The organism is Mycobacterium sp. NGS34 (assembly GCF_059812845.1).
Genome location: NZ_JCALDM010000002.1, coordinates 1 through 16,087 on the forward strand (window position 1 = coordinate 1; position 16,087 = coordinate 16,087).

The 16,087-nt window shown below is 69.9% G+C and carries 18 protein-coding genes; 11 read left to right on the forward strand and 7 right to left on the reverse strand.

Annotated elements, in window-relative coordinates:
- The 3 genes from AC5Y7V_RS04835 to AC5Y7V_RS04845 form a co-directional block, all read right to left on the reverse strand.
- Positions 1 to 833: cyclopropane mycolic acid synthase family methyltransferase (locus tag AC5Y7V_RS04835; protein WP_499878934.1), on the reverse strand; the 833-nt coding region annotated here is incomplete at its 3' end.
- 144 nt (positions 834 to 977) lie between these two features.
- Entirely contained in the window at positions 978 to 1,991 is a 1,014-nt protein-coding gene (locus tag AC5Y7V_RS04840) for a prenyltransferase (RefSeq protein ID WP_499878935.1), read from the reverse strand.
- 13 nt (positions 1,992 to 2,004) lie between these two features.
- Complete coding sequence (locus AC5Y7V_RS04845) at positions 2,005 to 2,706, reverse strand: TetR/AcrR family transcriptional regulator (protein ID WP_499878936.1); 702 nt, start codon at positions 2,704 to 2,706, stop codon at positions 2,005 to 2,007.
- Positions 2,707 to 2,839: 133 nt separating this feature from the next.
- Here AC5Y7V_RS04845 and AC5Y7V_RS04850 point away from each other — a divergent pair, with 133 nt between their 5' ends.
- From AC5Y7V_RS04850 to deoC, 6 genes are all read left to right on the forward strand, one after another.
- Positions 2,840 to 4,177 carry a DUF445 domain-containing protein gene (locus AC5Y7V_RS04850; RefSeq protein ID WP_499878937.1) on the forward strand — a complete coding sequence of 446 codons (1,338 nt, stop codon included), beginning with the start codon at positions 2,840 to 2,842 and terminating at the stop codon, positions 4,175 to 4,177.
- Between the two features lie 83 nt (positions 4,178 to 4,260).
- Positions 4,261 to 4,680, forward strand: a complete 420-nt coding sequence (locus AC5Y7V_RS04855; RefSeq protein WP_499878938.1) for a helix-turn-helix domain-containing protein — start codon at positions 4,261 to 4,263, stop codon at positions 4,678 to 4,680.
- Between the two features lie 280 nt (positions 4,681 to 4,960).
- On the forward strand, positions 4,961 to 5,554 hold the full coding sequence (gene hbhA / locus AC5Y7V_RS04860; RefSeq protein WP_499878939.1) for a heparin-binding hemagglutinin HbhA: 594 nt from the start codon (positions 4,961 to 4,963) through the stop codon (positions 5,552 to 5,554).
- Positions 5,555 to 5,654: 100 nt separating this feature from the next.
- Positions 5,655 to 5,918 (forward strand): DUF2516 family protein, encoded by a 264-nt coding sequence (locus AC5Y7V_RS04865; RefSeq protein ID WP_499879609.1) that lies wholly within the window; start codon positions 5,655 to 5,657, stop codon positions 5,916 to 5,918.
- Positions 5,919 to 5,922: 4 nt separating this feature from the next.
- Positions 5,923 to 6,342 carry a DUF2599 domain-containing protein gene (locus tag AC5Y7V_RS04870; RefSeq protein WP_499878940.1) on the forward strand — a complete coding sequence of 140 codons (420 nt, stop codon included), beginning with the start codon at positions 5,923 to 5,925 and terminating at the stop codon, positions 6,340 to 6,342.
- Positions 6,343 to 7,029 (forward strand): deoxyribose-phosphate aldolase, encoded by a 687-nt coding sequence (deoC, locus tag AC5Y7V_RS04875; RefSeq protein ID WP_499878941.1) that lies wholly within the window; start codon positions 6,343 to 6,345, stop codon positions 7,027 to 7,029.
- On the opposite strand, the gene AC5Y7V_RS04880 is transcribed toward deoC, so the two are convergent.
- The 3 genes from AC5Y7V_RS04880 to AC5Y7V_RS04890 are packed head-to-tail and all read right to left on the reverse strand — an operon-like array spanning position 7,026 to position 9,440.
- Complete coding sequence (locus tag AC5Y7V_RS04880; protein ID WP_499878942.1) at positions 7,026 to 8,066, reverse strand: LmeA family phospholipid-binding protein; 1,041 nt, start codon at positions 8,064 to 8,066, stop codon at positions 7,026 to 7,028. The genes deoC and AC5Y7V_RS04880 overlap by 4 nt on opposite strands.
- Positions 8,063 to 8,905: a carbon-nitrogen hydrolase family protein gene (locus tag AC5Y7V_RS04885; RefSeq protein ID WP_499878943.1), complete on the reverse strand. Its 843-nt coding sequence runs from the start codon at positions 8,903 to 8,905 to the stop codon at positions 8,063 to 8,065. The genes AC5Y7V_RS04880 and AC5Y7V_RS04885 overlap by 4 nt, the downstream gene beginning before the upstream one ends.
- A 10-nt stretch (positions 8,906 to 8,915) precedes the next feature.
- Entirely contained in the window at positions 8,916 to 9,440 is a 525-nt protein-coding gene (locus AC5Y7V_RS04890; RefSeq protein WP_499878944.1) for a DUF2505 domain-containing protein, read from the reverse strand.
- 26 nt (positions 9,441 to 9,466) lie between these two features.
- Here AC5Y7V_RS04890 and AC5Y7V_RS04895 point away from each other — a divergent pair, with 26 nt between their 5' ends.
- Both AC5Y7V_RS04895 and AC5Y7V_RS04900 read left to right on the forward strand, forming a co-directional pair.
- Positions 9,467 to 10,576, forward strand: coding sequence for a UDP-N-acetylmuramate dehydrogenase (locus tag AC5Y7V_RS04895; protein WP_499878945.1), 1,110 nt, complete (start codon positions 9,467 to 9,469; stop codon positions 10,574 to 10,576).
- Between the two features lie 30 nt (positions 10,577 to 10,606).
- Positions 10,607 to 11,965 (forward strand): L,D-transpeptidase, encoded by a 1,359-nt coding sequence (locus AC5Y7V_RS04900; RefSeq protein ID WP_499878946.1) that lies wholly within the window; start codon positions 10,607 to 10,609, stop codon positions 11,963 to 11,965.
- On the opposite strand, the gene AC5Y7V_RS04905 is transcribed toward AC5Y7V_RS04900, so the two are convergent.
- On the reverse strand, positions 11,949 to 12,698 hold the full coding sequence (locus tag AC5Y7V_RS04905) for an SDR family oxidoreductase (RefSeq protein WP_499878947.1): 750 nt from the start codon (positions 12,696 to 12,698) through the stop codon (positions 11,949 to 11,951). The two genes, AC5Y7V_RS04900 and AC5Y7V_RS04905, sit on opposite strands and share 17 nt — an antisense overlap.
- A gap of 173 nt (positions 12,699 to 12,871) precedes the next feature.
- Here AC5Y7V_RS04905 and AC5Y7V_RS04910 point away from each other — a divergent pair, with 173 nt between their 5' ends.
- Genes AC5Y7V_RS04910 through AC5Y7V_RS04920 form a run of 3 tightly spaced genes read left to right on the forward strand, consistent with a single transcriptional unit; the run spans position 12,872 to position 16,076 of the window.
- Positions 12,872 to 14,179 (forward strand): ROK family protein, encoded by a 1,308-nt coding sequence (locus AC5Y7V_RS04910; protein WP_499878948.1) that lies wholly within the window; start codon positions 12,872 to 12,874, stop codon positions 14,177 to 14,179.
- A gap of 53 nt (positions 14,180 to 14,232) precedes the next feature.
- Entirely contained in the window at positions 14,233 to 15,564 is a 1,332-nt protein-coding gene (gene mshA / locus AC5Y7V_RS04915; RefSeq protein WP_499878949.1) for a D-inositol-3-phosphate glycosyltransferase, read from the forward strand.
- Entirely contained in the window at positions 15,561 to 16,076 is a 516-nt protein-coding gene (locus tag AC5Y7V_RS04920) for a type III secretion system chaperone family protein (protein WP_499878950.1), read from the forward strand. The genes mshA and AC5Y7V_RS04920 overlap by 4 nt, the downstream gene beginning before the upstream one ends.
- The last annotated feature ends 11 nt before the right edge of the window (positions 16,077 to 16,087 follow it).

Here is a 16,087-nt window from a genome sequence, read left to right on the forward strand (position 1 = left end):
GTGTAGCCCTGGCGGAACAGCTTGGCGCAGCCGGTCAGGTACTTCATGTACCGGTCGTAGACCTGCTCCGACTGGGTCGCGATGGCCTCGTCCTTGTTGGACTCGAGCGCCGCGGCCCAGAGTTCCAGCGTCCTCGCGTAGTGCAGCTGCAACGACTGGATCCGGCTCAGCTTGAAACCGGCGTCGGCCGCGTGCTCCTCGACCGACGGGATAGTCGGCAGCCATCCGCCGGGGAAGATCTCGGCCAGGATGAACTGGGTGAAGTGGACGACCTCGTGGGTCAACGGGTTGCCCTGCGCCCTGGCCTCCTTGAAGGTCGGACGCGTGATGGTGTGCAGCATCATGACCCCGTCGGCCGGCAGCACCCGGTAGGCCATCTTGAAGAAGTGCCCCCACCGCTGGCGGCCGAAGTGCTCGAAGGCGCCGATCGAAACGATGCGGTCGACTGGCTCGTCGAACTTCTCCCAGCCCTCCAGCAGCACCCGCGCCGAGCGGTTCGTGTCCAGCTGGTCGAACGTCTGCTGGACGTGTTCGGCCTGGTTCTCCGACAGCGTCAGGCCCACGACGTTGACGTCGTACTTCTCGATGGCGCGGCGCAACGTGGCGCCCCAGCCGCAACCGATATCGAGCAGCGTCATTCCCGGCTCGAGCCCGAGCTTGCCCAGCGACAGGTCGATCTTGGCGATCTGCGCCTCCTCGAGCGTCATGTCGTCCCGCTCGAAGTAGGCGCAGCTGTAGGTCTGGGTCGGGTCGAGGAACAACCGGAAGAAGTCGTCGGACAGATCGTAGTGCGCTTGCACATTCCCGAAATGTGGCGTGAGCTGCACAGACATCAGCAGTAGAGCCTTTCTGTATCTCGGGTTCCGGACGGCCTGGCAACCCTGCGCCCCGGGTTTACCCCCGATGCATCCCCTGCATGCTAGCCGCTAAGGCCGTACAAGTCGCATTCCCGAAGTCGGCTTTGCGTCACACCCGGATCACAATGCCGTGTGCCACACGGCGCCCGCCGCAAGCCCGATGACCAGCAGCGCACCCGCCTGGCGCACGTGCACCCAGGCCAGCGCCGCGTACCACAGCGGCCACACCGGAAACTTCGGTGGCGGCTCGTCGGGCCTCGGGCGGCGGAAATACGGCCACACCTTCGCCAGCCGCGGCAGCGCCAATGCGACGATCAGCGCGGGCCACGGCATCGCCCCCACCGCGACGGCGACGGCCACCAGCGCATAGAAGCCGACCATCATGCCCAGCGTCACGGCCCGGGCGCGCGCCTCGCCGAGCAGCACGGGCAGGGTGCGGATGCCGAGCGGCTCGTCATAGGGGATCTTGTCGATGTGCTTGCCCATCAGCACCGTCGTGCACAGCAAGCCGTAGGGCAGCGATGCCACGACGACGTCCCAACCGACCGAGCCCACCGCGGAGTAGTAGGTGCCGCACACCATCAGCGGACCCCACACGACGAAGACGTCCGGTTCGCCGAGGCCGCGCTTCTTCAGCCGCAGCGGTGGCGCCGTGTAGGCGACGCTGAGGGCGAACCCGCCGAGCGCGAACGCCACCACCGGCCACCCCCTCGCCCACGCCAGCGTCACCAGGATGGCCAGATCCGCGACATTGACCAGCAGGATCGCCAGGACGAGCGTGCGGCGGCTGATCAGCCCCGAGAGCACCGGGTGCGGGGCGTACAGCGCGCGCGGGTAGGTGGCGCTGTCGGTGCCGACCTGGGTGTCGTAGAGGTCGTTCATCAGGTTGTTGGCGGTGTGCGCCAGCGTGATGCCCAGCACGGCCAGGACCAGCCAGCGCCAGTCCAGCCCGGGCTTGCCCACCGCCAGCAGGGCCGCCACCAGGCCGGCGACCAGGGTCATCGGCAGCACCGCGGCCCGGGTGACCACGAGCCACCGGGTCACGGCGTCGACCGGCCCGTCCGGGGGCGGGTTGGTGGTGCGCAGCGCGTACGCCCACGACCGCAGGCGCGAACCCGCGCTCACGTCAGGCATGGCGCCCCCCGGCTCATGGCTCCCGCGGCGGCAGGATCGGCGAGGGGTGCGGCTGTCCGCGGAACTTCTCCAGCGAGCCGCCCGCCTCGACGATCCCGCAGATCGCGCTCCAGCTCAGCATGGTCAGGTAGTCGATCAGCTCGTCGGCGCTCATCCGCGGGTCGGAGATCCAGGAGTGGGTGGCCAGCTGCACGCCGCCAACCATGATGTAGGACCACGTCTCCACCCCGCCGGTGTCCATCCCGGCCTCCTGCATGCGGCGCCGCAACATCATGGCCAGCATGCGGGCGATGATTCGCTCCGAGTCGGCGATCACCTTGCTCTTGGTGGGCGAGCTGTTGGCCATCACGAACCGGTAGGGCTCCGGCTCGTCGGCGACGGTCTCGACATACACCCGAATGATCTCGCGGGTCAGGTCGAAGCCGTCCAGGTTGGAGGTCAGCGCGCCCGCCATGTTGGGAATCAGCGTCGACTGCGCGAAGCGCATCAGCACCGCGGTGGTCAGGTCGTTCTTGTCGACGAAGTAGCGGTACAGCACGGTCTTGGAGACGCCGATCTCCGCCGCGATCTCGTCCATGCTCAGGAACCGGCCGTGCCGTCGGATCGCCACGATCGTGCCGTCGACCAGCTCGTTGCGGCGCTCCACCTTGTGTTGGTGCCAGCGCCGTTTGCGACCATCCGTCTTCACGGTCACAGCCGGGATCCGCTCTGCCACTCTCGCCGCTTCCCACTCATCAGACGCCCCCGATACTACGGCTTGCGCACGCCGTTCCGGCGGATGGGCCGCGCGTGCGCGGGCCGTCCGAGCAGGGCGGTAACACTAACTGGCCGCGGGGATACATGATGGTGTGGTGGCACACCGAGCCTCACCTGGCGGCGACGCACCGGCCGGGCAGCTTCGCACCTCCCTGGCGGAATCGTTCGCCGGGGCGGATCCCGAGGCCGATGCCCAGCGGCGGGTGGCGCTACGCCGGATGAAGATGGTGGCGCTGGGCTTCCTGGTCGGCGCCACGGGCCTGTTCCTGGCCTGCCGGTGGGCGCAGGCCCACGCGATCACGGCGACCTGGGTCGGCTACGTCGGTGCGGCCGCCGAGGCGGGCATGGTGGGCGCGCTGGCCGACTGGTTCGCGGTCACGGCGCTGTTCAAGCACCCGCTGGGGATACCGATTCCGCACACCGCGATCATCAAGCGCAAGAAGGACCAACTCGGTGAGGGCCTTGGCACCTTCGTGCGGGAGAACTTCCTGTCGCCGCCCGTCGTCGAGACCAAGCTGCGCGACGCCCAGGTGCCCAGCCGGCTCGGCAAGTGGCTCTCGGAGGCCGCGCACGCCGAGCGGGTGGCCGGCGAGACGGCGACGGTGCTGCGCGTGCTGGTGGAGCTGTTGCGCGACGAGGACGTCCAGCAGGTGATCGACCGGATGATCGTGCGGCGCATCGCCGAACCGCAGTGGGGCCCGCCGGTGGGCCGGGTGCTGGCCACGCTGCTGGCCGAGAACCGCCAGGAGGCGCTGATCCAACTGCTGGCCGACCGGGCGTTTCAGTGGTCGCTGAACGCCGGGGAGGTGATCCAGCGCGTGGTCGAGCGGGACTCGCCGAGCTGGTCGCCCCGGTTCATCGACCACCTCGTCGGCGACCGGATCCACCGCGAGTTGATGGACTTCACCGACAAGGTGCGCCGCAACCCCGACCACGAGTTGCGCCGCTCGGCGACGCGCTTCCTATTCGAGTTCGCCGACGACCTGCAGAACGACCCGGAGACCATCGCGCGCGCCGACGCGGTCAAGGAACAGCTGATGGCGCGTGACGAGATCGCCAACGCCGCGGCGACGGCGTGGAAGACGTTGAAGAGGCTGGTGCTCGAGGGGGTCGACGACCCCTCCAGCACCCTGCGGACCCGCATCGCCGACACCGTGGTCCAGATCGGCGAGTCGCTGCGCGACGACGCCGAGCTGCGCGACAAGGTCGACAACTGGATCGTGCGGGCGGCCCAGCACCTGGTCTCGGAGTACGGGGTGGAAATCACCGCGATCATCACCGACACGATCGAGCGCTGGGACGCGGAGGAGGCCAGCCGGCGCATCGAGCTGCACGTGGGTCGTGACCTGCAATTCATCCGGATCAACGGCACCGTGGTCGGTTCGCTGGCGGGGCTGATCATCTACGCCGTCGCGCAGCTGCTTTTCTAGGGGTGCTAACAAGTGCTTGCAAAAGCAAGCACTGGGTCGTAGTCTGGGGCCGTAAGCAACGCCAACCGACCCGAGGAGTATCGATGCCGCAGGAGGAGAAGCTCTCCGCCAAGGTGTCGACGGCGGCCTCCGACATGGCCTCCGACCTCGGCAGCTTCATCCGCGACCTGCGTGAGAACGCGCAAGTCTCGGTGCGGCAGCTGGCCGAGCGGTCCGGCGTCAGCAATCCGTACCTGAGCCAGGTGGAGCGCGGGTTGCGCAAGCCGTCCGCGGACGTCCTGAGCCAGATCGCGAAGGCGTTGCGGATCTCCGCCGAGGTGCTCTACGTGCGGGCCGGAATTCTCGAGCCCAGCGACAAGAACCAGGTGCGCGACGCCATCATCACCGACACGGCGATCACCGAGCGTCAAAAACAGATCCTGCTCGACATCTACGCGTCATTCGCCGAGCAGAACGAATCCAATTTCGAGGAGTGTCCGAGCGAATCCGACAGCGACGAGTGAGGCATTCGCAGTCGCGCCACTGACACCGATGACTTGGTGACGCATAGATGCCAAGCCGCTTGGTTACCCACAGGGAAGGGGTTTGACGCCAGGCCCAACCAAGTCCGGATGCCTGGCCACGCTGCGAACTCGATCAGCCGACCCGATCAATCAGGAGGTTCCCCCCGGCAAGTTGCGGGCCACGTCAATCCGCGGGTCTTGACCCAGTCCCCGCCTGCCCTTTCTCCCAGATCAGACACGCAGTAACCCCCATAAGAAACAAATTATGAAAGGAAACACCATGGCTGAAAACACGAACGTCGAGGACTTGAAGGCTCCGTTGCTGGCGGCGCTCGGCGCGGCCGACCTGGCCCTGGCCACCGTCAACGACCTGATCACCAACCTGCGTGAGCGGGCCGAAGAGACCCGCACCGAGACCCGCAGCCGGGTCGAGGAGCGCCGCGCGCGCCTGTCCAAGCTGCAGGAGGACCTGCCCGAGCAGTTCACCGAGCTGCGGGAGCGCTTCACCTCCGACGAGCTGCGCAAGGCCGCCGAGGGCTACCTGGAGGCCGCGACCAGCCGCTACAACGAGCTGGTCGACCGCGGCGAGGCCGCCCTGGAGCGCCTGCGCAGCCAGCGGCCCTTCGAGGACGCCTCGGCGCGCGCCGAGGGTTACGTCGACCAGGCCGTCGAGCTGACCCAGGAGGCGCTCGGCACCGTCGCGTCGCAGACCCGGGCGGTCGGTGAGCGCGCCGCCAAGCTGGTCGGCATCGACCTGCCCAAGAAGGCTGAGTCGACCAAGAAGGCTCCGGCCAAGAAGGCGCCCGCCAAGAAGGCTCCGGCCAAGAAGGCTCCGGCCAAGAAGGCCTCGGCCAAGAAGGTCACCCAGAAGTAGTTCCACGCGCGACTCCGAGTTGTCCCCGGACAACTCGGAGTCGACGTTTTGGACGGTGCCCGCATACCCTTGATGCGTGACCCACGCCGTGAGCATCGTCATGTTCGTCCTGCAGATCGCCGTCGCGCTGACGGCGCTGTACGCCTTCGTGCACGCCGCGCTGCAGCGAACCGACGCCTATACCGCCGCCGACAAGCTGACCAAGCCGGTGTGGTTGGTGATCCTCGGCGTGGCCGTGGCACTTTCGTCCGTCTTGAGTTTCGTGTTCGGCGTGCTGGGCATGGCGATCTCCGCCTGCGCCGCTGGGGTGTATCTGGTCGACGTGCGGCCGAAACTGCTTGAGATTCAGGGCAAGTCGCGCTAGCGGGATGAGAGCCCAGCTGGCCGCGCCGGCACTGGTCCTGGTCGCCCTGTTGTGCCCACCGGCCCCCGCGTCCGTCGCTAGGGCCGACGCCACCCCCGCACCCCCATTCGTCGACCACACCCAGTGGTCCCGCTGGCAGGGCCTGTTGAGCCTGCGGGTTTTTCCGACACCGTCCGGGCGGGTGGCCGCCAGACAGCCGGGCACCGCGGCGCAGGCCGACGAGGCCTGGGCGGAGGTGCTCGCGATGTCGCCGGACGCCGACACCCCCGGCATGCGCGCGCAGTTCGGCTGCCATTGGCAGCTCGCCGAGTTCGTGCAGCCGGGCAAGACCAGCTGGAACCTGGAGCCTTGGCGCCCGGTGGTCGACGACGCCGAAATGTTCGCCACCGGCTGCAATCCCGGCGGTCCGGAGGAAGGCTTCTAGGTGACGAGCCGACCCACGCGGGCCCGGCTTGCGGCCCTGATCGACCACACCCTGCTCAAACCCGAGGCCACCCGCGCCGACGTGGCCGCGCTCGTCGCGGAGGCGATCGACCTCGGTGTCTACGCGGTGTGCGTCTCGCCGTCGATGGTCCCGGCCGCGGCGCGGGCCGCCGGCTCAGGCGTCCGGGTGGCAGCGGTGGCGGGCTTTCCGTCGGGCAAGCATGTCCCGGCGATCAAGGCGCACGAGGCCGCGCTGGCAGTCGCGGCCGGCGCCGGCGAGATCGACATGGTCATCGACGTCGGCGCCGCGCTGGACGGTGACGTCGCCGCCGTGCGATCCGACATCGAGGCGGTGCGGGCCGCGGTGCCCCGAGCCGTGCTCAAAGTCATCGTCGAGTCGGCGGTGCTGCTGTCCGGGGCGGACGAGGGCACGCTGGCCGACGTGTGCCGCGCGGCCGAGGACGCCGGCGCTGACTTCGTCAAGACCTCGACCGGCTTTCACCCGGCGGGCGGGGCGTCGGTGCGCGCCGTCGCCGTGATGGCCGAGACCGTCGGCGGGCGGCTGGGCGTCAAGGCCAGCGGCGGCATTCGTACGGCCGCCGACGCGCTAGCGATGCTGGACGCCGGTGCGACCCGGCTCGGCCTGTCGGGCACCCGGGCGGTGCTCGACGGGCTCCGCGCTTCCTAGAGGTTGGCGAAGCAGGGGTCGGTGGTGTTGTCGTTCGGGATGCTGGCGTTCTGCGTCGAAAAGTGGGCTGTCACACCGGTATCGGTCACCTGCACGCTGTCGGCGTGGATGCCCAGCGGGTAGTTCTTGGTGAATTGCGCGGTGAAGTCGTCCAGCGTCGACTGCACCGATTCCTTCGGCATGGTGAAGCCCAGCGCGTTGAAGCTGACGATCTGCAGTTGCAGCCCGGTGCCGGACACCACCGGCTTGGCCGTGATGTTGTCCAACATGCCCTTCAGCTCGATGGTGCCGTCGGCCGGGTGAGTCGTCACGCTGTTGGTGACGAACGGACCCAGGACCGGGATCGCGTTCTGCACCGACTGCTTGATGCCGTCATTGGTCCAGGTGATGCTGGCGTCCAGCGAGCCGATGGTGCCTTTCGAGTTGGCGCTCGACTGGAGGCGGACGTCGCGGATGTTGAGGTCGAGCTTCATGCCCTTGGCGTCGCGGATGTTGTTGCCGGCCGTCTGCACCGAGATGTTGGTGTAGTGCTTCGTGGCGTGTTGCCACAGCATCAGCGGCGTCACGCCGAAGGAGGCGGTGGCCTGGTCCTTGACCTCGCACGCCACCGCCTGGGCGACTTTGGAGTTCGCCTCGTGACGGACGTACAGCTCGCCCCCGATCAGCGCGGCGATGAGGAGCGCGAAAACGATGATGCAGATCAGCGCGATGGACAGCGGGTCGCGAAGGAGGCGTCGTTTTCTCTTCACCGGTGCCGGCTCTTCGTCGGGCGTGGCGAGCTTCTCCGTCGGGCCCGCGGGCGGGACGGGCGGCGGCGGGTAGGGAGGCCGCGGCGGGTTCTGGTGCGGGACCGCCAACTGCTCGGTCTGCTGACCCGCAGCGGCCGGCGGCGGCGCCTGCTGCGCCGGACCTCCCGTGCTGATGCGTTCGGTCGGCCGCTCAGTCGGCGGCTGGCCGAAGGGGCCTTGGTTGCCGGGACGGGCCCATGTCGACGGGCCCTCGTTCGGTGGTCCTGGTGGGCCCTGTGGGTTCGTCACCCAACCGATTCTGCCCTATCCACCTGAGCAAAGTCGGAGCGGTTGCGCAGCACCGCGATGCTGTCCCGGGCCGCCGCGACCCGGTCGACGTCGATGTCGGCGACCACGAGCTGGGGGCCGTCCCCGGCCGAGGCGACCACCTCGCCCAGCGGCGAGACGACGAGACTGCCACCCACCCCCAGCGGCGCGCCCGCGCCGGACCCGGAATTGGTCAGGCCCTCGCCGGGATCGGCCTGACCGACCGCGGCGACGTAGCTCATCGAGTCCAGCGCGCGGGCCCGGGCCAGCAGCGTCCACTGGTCGAGCTTGCCGGGCCCCGAGCCCCAGGACGCGCAGACGACGATCAGCTGGGCGCCGCGGCGGGCGAGCTCGGTGTAGAGCGCGGGGAAGCGGACGTCGTAGCAAACGCTCAACCCCACCCGGACGTCGTCGACCTCGACCACCACCGGGTCGTGGCCCGGTGCGACGGTGCGCGACTCCGTGAAGCCGAACGCGTCGTACAGGTGGATCTTGTCGTAGTGGGCGTCCGGCCGGTTGGGGGCGCCCGGCCCGGCCACGATCAGCGTGTTCTTCACCCGTCCGTCGCCGGCCGGCGTGAACATGCCCGCGATCACGGTGATCCCGGACTCGGTCGCGATCGCGCGCACGCCGTTCGCCCAGGGCCCGTCGACGGGCTCGGCGATCGGGGCCAGGGGGACACCGAAGCGGCACATGGTCGCCTCGGGGAAAGCCACCAGCCGGGCGCCCGCGTCGGCGGCCCGGCGGGTGTGCTCGCGGACCAGCTCGAGGTTCGCCGCCGGATCCCTGCCACTGAGGATCTGCGCCAGGGCGATTCGCATGGGCGCAAGCCTAGGCGCTCTTGGCGATCCACTCCGCGGTCAACCGTTGTTCCCGGCTGACCAACTCGTCCAGCTGAGCGCCGATGAGCCGCTCCACCTTGCCGCCGATGATCGGGATCCGCACCTGGACGGTGACTTGGCACGTCAGCCGGGCGCCGCCGGAGTCGGCGAGCGGCGCCAGTTCCCCCGGGCCCGACACGTTCACCGGGGTATCGAGGATGCTGACCGCGATCGAGCCCATGGCGGTGCCGTCGACGAGGGGACCCCAGGTTTCCCGGCGCCTGATGCGGATGTCGCCCCGGTGTAGCTGCTTGACGACGGCGTGCAGGTTGTGGCTGCGCACCACCTGCAGCGTGACCACCTCGACGGTGCCGTCCCGTCCGGACTCGCCGCCGACCCGCATCGACTCCAGCTCCGCTTCGTCGACGGGAATGTCGGCCAGCCTGGCCCGCCAGTAGCCCTCCTCCTGGAAAGCCCGATGTACCTCTTCGACGCTTTCCTCGTACTCGGCCGACAACTCGAATGAATGCGGCATAGCTGGCCAGGCTACCGTTACGGGCCATGAAAACGAGCGGTGCCGGTTCGCTCTTCGCCGGCGCGCGTGTCGACGAGACGGTGCCGCTGGCACCGCTGACCACCTTGCGGGTTGGGCCGGTCGCGCGACGCCTGATCACCTGCGCCAGCACCGAGCAGGCGGTCGCGGTGTTGCGGCAGTTGGGCTCGGAAGCCCGGGCGACCCCGGTGCTGGTGTTTGCTGGCGGGTCGAACCTGGTCATCGCCGATACGTTGACCGACCTGACCGCGGTGCGCCTGGCGAACGACGGCATCACCGTGGACGGCAACGTGGTCCGCGCCGAGGCGGGCGCCGCGTGGGACGACGTGGTGGTCACGTCGATCGAGCACGGTTTGGGCGGGCTGGAGTGCCTGTCGGGCATCCCCGGGTCGGCCGGCGCCACGCCCGTGCAGAACGTCGGCGCCTACGGCGCGGAGGTGTCCGACACCATCACGCGGGTCCGGGTACTCGATCGCGAAAGCGGCGACGTGCGCTGGGTGGCGGGCGACGAGCTCGGCTTCGGGTACCGCACCAGCGTCTTCAAGCAGGCCTCCCACTCGGGCCGCGAAATCCCTTGGGTGGTAATGGAAGTCGAGTTCGCGCTGGATCCGTCGGGCCGCAGCGCGCCGTTGCGCTACGGCGAGCTGACGGCGGCGTTGAACGCGGGCAGCGGCGAGCGCGCCGACCCCGCAGCCGTGCGCGAGGCGGTGCTGACGCTGCGGGCGCGCAAAGCCATGGTGCTCGACGCGAACGACCACGACACCTGGAGCGTGGGTTCGTTCTTCACCAACCCGGTGGTGGCACCGGAGGCCTACGAGCGGCTGGCCGGCGACGTCGAGGGGCCGGTTCCGCACTACCCGGCGCCGGACGGGGTCAAGCTGGCGGCCGGCTGGCTGGTGGAGCGCGCCGGCTTCGGCAAGGGCTATCCCCAGCCGGGGCCCGGCGAACCCGAGGCGCCGTGCCGGCTGTCGACCAAGCACGCGCTCGCCCTGACCAACCGCGGCCGGGCGACCGCGGAAGACGTCATCGCGCTGGCCCGAACCGTGCGTGACGGAGTCCATGCTGTGTTTGGCATCACACTGAAACCCGAGCCTGTCCTGCTCGGCTGCAGGCTGTAGCGGCTAATTGCACGTTGCCGCCGAATTGTCGTGGCGCCGTTGGGGTCTATTCTCCCGGTATCTTTAGGTGTCGTGAGCACCTCCAGTTCCCCGCCGCCGGTTAACCGGCGTTTGGCCCTGGCGGCCCTCGGGCTCGGCGTGTTCGCCCCCAGCGTGTTGGCCGCCTGCGCGGGCACCGTGGCCAAGCAAGCCGAGAGCAAGAAGGAGCCGCCGGCGCCGCAGCTGAAGTTCCAGCCCGCGGACGCCGCCGCCGACGTGGTCCCGATCTCGCCGATCAGCGTCCAGGTGACCGACGGCTGGTTCCAGAAGGTGGCGCTGACGAACTCGTCGGGCAAGGTGGTCGCGGGGTCCTTCAACGCCGACCGCACGGTCTACACGACCACCGAGCCGCTGGGCTACGACGCCACCTACACCTGGAGCGGTTCGGCCGTCGGCCACAACGGCAAGGCGGTCCCGCTGAGCGGCAAGTTCGCCACCGTGGCGCCGAGCAAGAAGATCGGCGGGGCCTTCCAGCTGGCCGACGGCCAGACCGTCGGTGTCGCCGCGCCGATCATCATCCAGTTCGACGCGCCGATCAGCGACAAGGCGTCCGTCGAGAAGGCGCTCACCGTGACCACCACGCCGCCGGTCGAGGGCAGCTGGGCGTGGCTGCCCGACGAGGCGCAGGGGGCACGCGCGCACTGGCGTCCCCGCGAGTACTACCCGGCGGGCACTACCGTCAACGTCGACGCCAGGCTCTACGGACGGCCGTTCGGCGACGGTGCGTTCGGCGCCGACGACATCTCGCTGCACTTCCAGATCGGCCGCAAGCAGGTCGTCAAGGCCGAGGTCACCTCGCACCGCATCCAGGTCGTCACCGACGCCGGCGTCATCATGGACTTCCCGTGCAGCTACGGCGAGGCCGACAAGGCGCGCAACGTCACCCGCAACGGCATTCACGTGGTCACCGAGAAGTACGCCGACTTCTACATGTCCAACCCGGCGGCCGGCTACACCAACGCCCACGAGCGCTGGGCGGTGCGGATCTCCAACAACGGCGAGTTCATCCACGCCAACCCCTCGAGCGCCGGCGCGCAGGGCAACAGCAACGTCACCAACGGCTGCATCAACCTGTCCACCGCCGACGCCGCGGAGTACTACCCGACCGCGATGTACGGCGACCCGGTCGAGGTGACCGGCAGCTCGATCCAGCTGTCCTACTCCGACGGCGACATCTGGGACTGGGCGGTGGACTGGGACACCTGGGTGGCGATGTCGGCGCTGCCGCCCCCGACGGCGCACCCGCCGGCCACTCAGATTCCGGTGACCGCGCCGGTGACCCCGTCGAACGCCCCGACGCTGTCGGGGACGCCCACGACCACCACCACCTCGCCTAGCCCCGGCGGTTAAACCGCGTCGCGCTGGCCTGGTCGCGCGGCTTCATGACGATCAGGTCCAGGTCGACGTGGGACGGGCGCGAGGCGACGAACCCGATCACCTCGGCGACGTCGGCGGCCGTCAGCGGCGTTAACCCGGTGTACACCGCGTCCGCGCGCTGCTCGTCGCCGTCGAAACGGACCAGCGAGAACTCGGTTTCGACCGCGCCCGGGGCAATCTCGGTGAGCCGCACCGGTTTTCCGAGTAGCTCACCGCGCAGCGTCCGGTGCAGCGCGCCCTGGGCGTGTTTGGCCGCCGTGTAGCCGGCGCCGCCGTCGTAGGTCTCCAGCGCCGCGACCGAGGTGACGGTGACGATCAGGCCGTCACCGGAGTCGACCAGCTTGGGCAGCAGCGCTCGGGTTACCCGCAGCGTGCCCAGCACGTTGGTCTCCCACATCCATCGCCAGTGCTCGAGGTTGGCGTCGGCGACGGGTTCGAGGCCACGGGCGCCACCGGCGTTGTTGATCAACACGTCGACCCGGCCGAGCCGCTCCGCCAGCGCTTGCACCGCGGCATCGTCTGTGACGTCGGCCACAATGCCCGTCCCGCCGATCTCGTCGGCCAGCGCGTTGATCCGCTCCGCGCGACGGGCCACGGCGACCACGTGAAAGCCAAGGGCGGCAAGGACTTTGGCGGTCGCCTCGCCGATGCCGGAGCTCGCACCGGTGACCACCGCGACCCGTTGTTGCCCCCCAGTGCCGTTCATCGGAATAACTCTAATAAACGTGCTAAATTCTCGGAGTGCACCTCAGCGCCCTGTTCGACAACACCGCCGCGTGTCTTTGCGCGGCGAGTGCGTGTTGTTGCCGCGCACTTTGCCGCTCCTGACTTTTCAGGCGTGGCCGAAGCCGGCCATTCGAACTCGGACAAAGGACGCTCGTGCGCTCGACAACTCTCACCCACACCCATTCCCCCAGCCGCAAGGGCCCGCTGCGGTTGCACCGCCAGATCCTGCCCCCGGCTCTGCACATCTCCGATTCGGCCGCGGCATCGGTCTTCCGGGCCGTCCGGCTGCGCGGGCCGGTCGGCCGTGACGTCATCGCCGGCGTCACATCGCTGAGCATCGCCACGGTCAACCGGCAGGTCATCGCGCTGCTCGACGCCGGCCTGCTGCGCGAGCGCGCCGACCTGGCCGTCTCCGGCGCCATCGGACGCCCACGGGTGCCGGTGGAGATCAACCACGAACCGTTCGTGACGCTGGGCATCCACATCGGCGCGCGCACCACCAGCATCGTGGCGACCGACCTGTTCGGTCGCACCCTGGACACCGTCGAGACCCCGACCCCGCTCAGCGCGGCCGGGTCCGCGCTGGCGTCGCTGGCCGAGAGCGCCAGCCGCTACCTGCGACGCTGGCACCGCCGCCGCGCGCTGTGGGTCGGGGTGGCGATCGGTGGCACCGTCGACAGCGCCACGGGCCACGTCGACCACCCGAGGCTGGGCTGGCGGCAGGCGCCGGTGGGCCCCGTGCTGGCCGACGCGCTCGGACTGCCCGTCTCGGTGGCCTCGCACGTCGATGCCATGGCCGGCGCCGAGCTGCTGCTGGGCCTGCGGCGATTCGCGCCGAGCTCGCCCACCAGCCTGTACGTCTACGCCCGCGAGACCGTGGGCTATGCGCTGGTGATTGGCGGGCGGGTGCACTGCCCGACCAGCGGCCCCGGCACCATCGCGGCCCTGCCCGCCCACTCCGAGCTGCTCGGCGGCGCCGGCCAGCTGGAGTCCACCGTGAGCGACGAGGCCGTCCTGGCCGCCGCGCGCCGGCTGAAGATCCTTCCCGGCGTCGCCCCGGCGACCCGCATCAACGGGTCCGCGTCCGCGATGACCGACCTGCTGCGGGTGGCCCGGGCCGGCAACCAGCAGGCCAGGGAGCTGCTGGCGGAGCGGGCCCGGGTGCTCGGCGAGGCGGTCGCCCTGCTGCGCGACATGCTCAACCCCGACGAGCTGGTGGTCGGCGGGCAGGCCTTCACCGAATACCCCGAGGCGATGGAGCACGTGGAGGCCGCGTTCGCGGCCAGCTCGGTCCTGGCGCCGCGCGATATCCGCGTCACCGCCTTCGGCAATCGGGTGCAGGAGGCCGGGGCCGGGACGGTGTCGCTGGGCGGGTTGTATGCCGATCCGCTCGGCGCGATGCGGCGCGCCGGGGCGCTGGACTCCCGGCTGCGGGAGGTCGCGGACGAGTCGTCCGCTTAGCGCGAACAGCGCCCTTGGGGTCGTGCGGGGGCCCGTCCTGTAAAGATGAAAGAGTGCGGCACGACGACGTCCTCCGGCTGAACGGCCCGCGCCGTGTCGCGGTGTTGGCGGTGCACACCTCACCGCTGGCCCAGCCGGGCACCGGCGACGCCGGCGGCATGAACGTCTACGTGCTGCAAACCGCGCTGCACCTGGCCCGCCGCGGCATCGAGGTGGAGATCTTCACCCGGGCCACCGCGTCGGCCGACCCGCCGGTCGCCCACGTGGCGCCCGGCGTGCTGGTCCGCAACGTGGTGGCGGGCCCGTTCGAGGGCCTGGACAAGTACGACCTGCCGACCCAGCTGTGCGCGTTCGCGGCCGCGGTGCTGCGCGCCGAGGCGTCGCACGAGCCCGGTTATTACGACATCGTGCACTCCCACTACTGGCTGTCCGGGCAGGTGGGCTGGCTGGCCCGGGACCGCTGGGCGGTGCCGCTGGTGCACACCGCGCACACGCTCGCGGCGGTGAAAAACGCGGCCCTGGCCGACGGGGATGCGCCCGAGCCGCCGCTGCGCACGGTGGGCGAGCAGCAGGTCGTCGACGAGGCGGACCGGCTGATCGTCAACACCGAAGACGAAGCGCGGCAGTTGATTTCGATCCACCACGCCGATCCGGCGCGCATCGACGTGGTCCACCCCGGGGTGGATCTGGACGTGTTCCGCCCGGGGGAGCGCCGCGCCGCGCGGGCCGCGCTCGGCCTGCCGCTCGACGAGGACGTGGTGGCGTTCGTCGGGCGGATCCAGCCGCTGAAGGCGCCCGACATCGTGCTGCGCGCCGCCGCGAAACTGCCCGGGGTGCGCATCGTGGTGGCCGGCGGCCCGTCGGGCAGCGGTCTGGCCTCCCCGGACGGCCTGGTCCGGCTGGCCGGCGAACTCGGCATCACCGACCGGGTGACGTTTTTGCCGCCGCAGTCCCGCACCGACCTTGCCACGCTGTTCCAGGCCGCGAATCTTGTTGCGGTGCCTAGTTATTCGGAGTCGTTCGGGCTCGTCGCCGTCGAGGCGCAGGCGTGCGGCACCCCGGTGGTGGCCGCCGCCGTCGGCGGGCTGCCGGTGGCGGTGCGCGACGGGGTCTCCGGCGCTCTGGTGTCCGGGCACGACGTCGGTGACTGGGCGGATTCCCTCGATCGCCTGCTGCGCCTGCCCGCCGCGCGGGCGGAGGAGATGGGCCGCGCGGCCGCCGCGCACGCGGGCACCTTCTCCTGGGAGAACACCACCGACGCGCTGCTGGCCAGCTATCGGCGCGCGATCGGCGACTTCACCGCCCTGCGGCAGCGCCGGTCCCGGGACCGCGCGGCGATGCGCAAGCCTCGCCGCTGGACCACGCGCCGCGGGGTGGACGCGTGAATACCACGGTGCAGGCCGTGATCGAGCACACGCTGCGGTCGAGCGGGCTGACCTACTCGGAATTCCCCGGGGCGCACGGCGGGCTGCCGGGCCTGGTGGTGGAGCTGCCCGGGGAGCGCAAGCTCAAGACCAACACCATCCTGAGCGTCGGCGAGCATTCGGTGCGCGTGGAGGCGTTCGTGTGCCGCAAGCCCGACGAGAACCACGAGGGCGTGTACCGGTTCCTGCTCAGGCGCAATCGCCGGCTTTACGGAGTCGCGTACGCGCTGGACAACGTCGGCGACATCTACCTGGTGGGCCGCATGTCGCTGGCGTCGGTCGACGCCGACGAGATCGACCGGGTGCTGGGCCAGGTGCTCGAGGCGGTGGACTCGGACTTCAATACGTTGCTGGAGTTGGGTTTTCGCTCGTCGATTCAGAAAGAGTGGGAGTGGCGGGTGTCGCGCGGGGAGTCGCTGAAGAACCTGCAGGCGTTCGCGCACTTGATTGACGACGACGACTCCGACGACTGACAAGGCCGCGT